The organism is Nocardia sp. NPDC058497, assembly GCF_042720195.1.
GTDB lineage: Bacteria > Actinomycetota > Actinomycetes > Mycobacteriales > Mycobacteriaceae > Nocardia.
In genome coordinates this window covers 1-2,623 of the sequence record NZ_JBHXMY010000722.1, presented here as the reverse complement: position 1 = coordinate 2,623, position 2,623 = coordinate 1, and the positions used below count along the sequence as shown (strand labels likewise).

The 2,623-nt window shown below is 66.6% G+C and carries 2 protein-coding genes; both read right to left on the bottom strand.

Annotated features, from left to right (window positions below; genetic code table 11):
• Window positions 1-124: 124 nt before the first annotated feature.
• Window positions 125-1,066 carry a methionyl-tRNA formyltransferase gene (locus ACFWPJ_RS30025; protein WP_378856463.1) on the bottom strand — a complete coding sequence of 314 codons (942 nt, stop codon included), beginning with the start codon at window positions 1,064-1,066 and terminating at the stop codon, window positions 125-127.
• A gap of 91 nt (window positions 1,067-1,157) precedes the next feature.
• Window positions 1,158-2,396 carry a VWA domain-containing protein gene (locus ACFWPJ_RS30020; protein WP_378856461.1) on the bottom strand — a complete coding sequence of 413 codons (1,239 nt, stop codon included), beginning with the start codon at window positions 2,394-2,396 and terminating at the stop codon, window positions 1,158-1,160.
• Window positions 2,397-2,623: the final 227 nt, after the last annotated feature.

Below are 2,623 nucleotides of genomic sequence, written 5' to 3'. Positions count from 1 at the left end.
GGGCGGGGGGCCCGCCCTCCCGGCGGGGGCCCACCGGGGGGTATATTGGGCCCACCTATGGGTGGTCCACACGGGTGGTTACACCGCCCCCCCCCCGGGGCCGGGGCGCTGCTCGACCGGGAACTCAGGCGGGATCGTCGGTGAGATAGCCACCGCGAGCGAAGAACTCGGCACCGTCGTGCTCGGTGCCCGCCGCGGTGCGGACGCGGGTGATCACCAGCGCCTGGTCGCCACCCCGGTGCGGCTGGGCACCACACACGACCGCGCCGCCGCCTTCCTGAACGATGACCCGGCCCGCGGTGCCGCCGTAGCGCGCCTCGGAGATCACCGCGTCGAGAATCTCGATGCGCTCACCGCGGTAGTAGGAGTAGGCGCGCGGATACGGCGCGGACAGTGCCCGCACGAACCGTTCCAGTTCGGCGGCGTCCAGGGACCAGTCGACCCGGCTGTCCCGATCGGACCGCTTGTGGAAGTAGGTGCGCTCGGCCTTGTTCTGCGGCGTCCACACGGCGGTGCCGTTCTCGAGTGCCGCGAGAGCCTCGTGCACCGCACCGGGGATCAACTCCATGCCGGCGAGGACGAGCTCGGTGCCGGTGGCGCCGGGCGGGATCGGCAGGCGCTTCTGGACCAGGATGTCGCCGGTGTCGAGTTGGGAGTCCATGCGGTGCACCGTGAGGCCGAATTCCTCGGCACCGCTGATCAGCGCCCACAGCACCGGCGAGAACCCGGTGAATTTCGGCAGCAGCGAATCGTGCAGGTTCAGGGTGCCATGGGGCGGCATGTCGTACAGCTCCGCGGGCATCCAGGTGTACCAGCTGTTGACCACGATCACGTCGGGTTCGACACTCTTGACGAGGGCGATCGTCTCGGCGTCGGCACGTTCGGTGAGGTGCACCGGAATACCGTTCTCCGCGGCCAGTTCCTCGACCGAATCGTTCCAGATCGCCTTGTAAGCCGATTCCGCGGCCGGGTGGGTGACCGCTAGAACCACCTCGTGCTCCGAGTCGAACAGAGCCTGCAGTGTATTGCGACCCCAAGTTTGGAAACCGAACGACACGATGCGCATGGATCTACCCCTACTTTTGTCTATGTGTAGGCTTACCTTACATAGACGTGGATACGTTCCGCGCCCGGCCTGGCCGAAACGACACCTGGTGCTAGGCCACGATGCCCGCGGTGCGGGCGGCGCGCAGCCAGTCGGGAAATTCGCCGAGAAGCCTGCGGTACAGCTCGGCGTCGTCGACGCGGTCGATGTCGTCCAGAGCGAAGAAACCCGCGTTGTCGACGACGCGTCCGTCGAGTTCGTCGAGGGTGCGCAGGACACCGAAGTTGGCCTTGCCGAGGCCGATGAACTGCCAGAACGCGGGCAGTTCGGACGCTTCCCGCATCAGGGCGGCGATCTCGCGCTTCTTGGCGAAGCCGCCGTCGGTGAAGAACAGCACCAGGGTCGGTTCGGCGCCTGCCGCGAGGGTGTCGATGACGGCGCGCATCACCGGTAGTTCATCGTTGCGTCCGCCGATGGCGTCGTAGTCGATGCCCTCGTGGGTTCCGGTCAGATGCAGAAACGTCTGGGCCCACTGTTCGCCGCCCGCGACGGTGACGTCGGGGAGTTGGGCGAAGGTCAGGGCGTAGAGGTAGGCCTCGAGGGTGCCGTCGTCGTCGAGCTGGGTGGCGACGGGGATCATCCGCTCCACCACGCGGTGCACGGTGCCGCCGCGATACAGCTTCTGCATGCTGCCGGTCTTGTCGATCACCAGTACCACGCGCGCCCGCGTGCCGAACGCACTGCTGTCGATGAGTACCTTCGCGACCTCGCGCTTACGCAGGTCCAGCGTCTGTCGTTTCTCGAACGACAGCGCCGCTTCTCCGGGCACGGTCCGGATCTCGGGCTGGGCCACGACTTCCGGCTCGTCGTCGACGCTCACCCCATGGTCGGTGACCAGATCCGCGAACCCACCCGCGTACCCCTGCCCGACAGCCCGCACCTTCCATTGCTCGCCGCGCCGGTACAGCTCGAGCGCGATCACCACCGATTCCTGATCGAGGCCGTCGATCACATACTCGTACAGCACATTTCCGGAGCCGTCGGCCACCGACGCCACCGGCGGCAGCGCTCCGCCGAACGTATCCCCTTCTGCCGCAACGGTGATCACCGCGCGAATCTGCTCGATCTCGGCGGGCACCGCCGTGGGTGACACCGTGAGCACCGCCCCGCTCAGCCGAACCCCCGGCGCCTGAGGCTGATTGAAGAACACGAAGTCGGCGTCGGACCGCACCTTCCCGTTCCCGGTCACCAGCAGCGCCGACAGATCCGCCGCCACTCCGCCTCGCACGGTCAGCACCACCTCCGGCTGCGTCAGCCTCGCGTTCTGCCCCTTCACCAGCGCAGCAGCCACCGCCACTCCCTCATCTCGCACATGCAGGAAGTAGTTCACCACGCCGCATTCCAATGGCACCTCAACCCGCAAATTTCTCCATCCAGCACACTATCCACCGACACCGAACAAATCGCCACTGTTACTATCGGACGCATGCTCACCACCTCCAAGATACCAATCGGTGCGCACTACACCACAGCATCCATCCGCCGTCGCAAGCGCAGCATCACCAGGCGGGCCTAAAA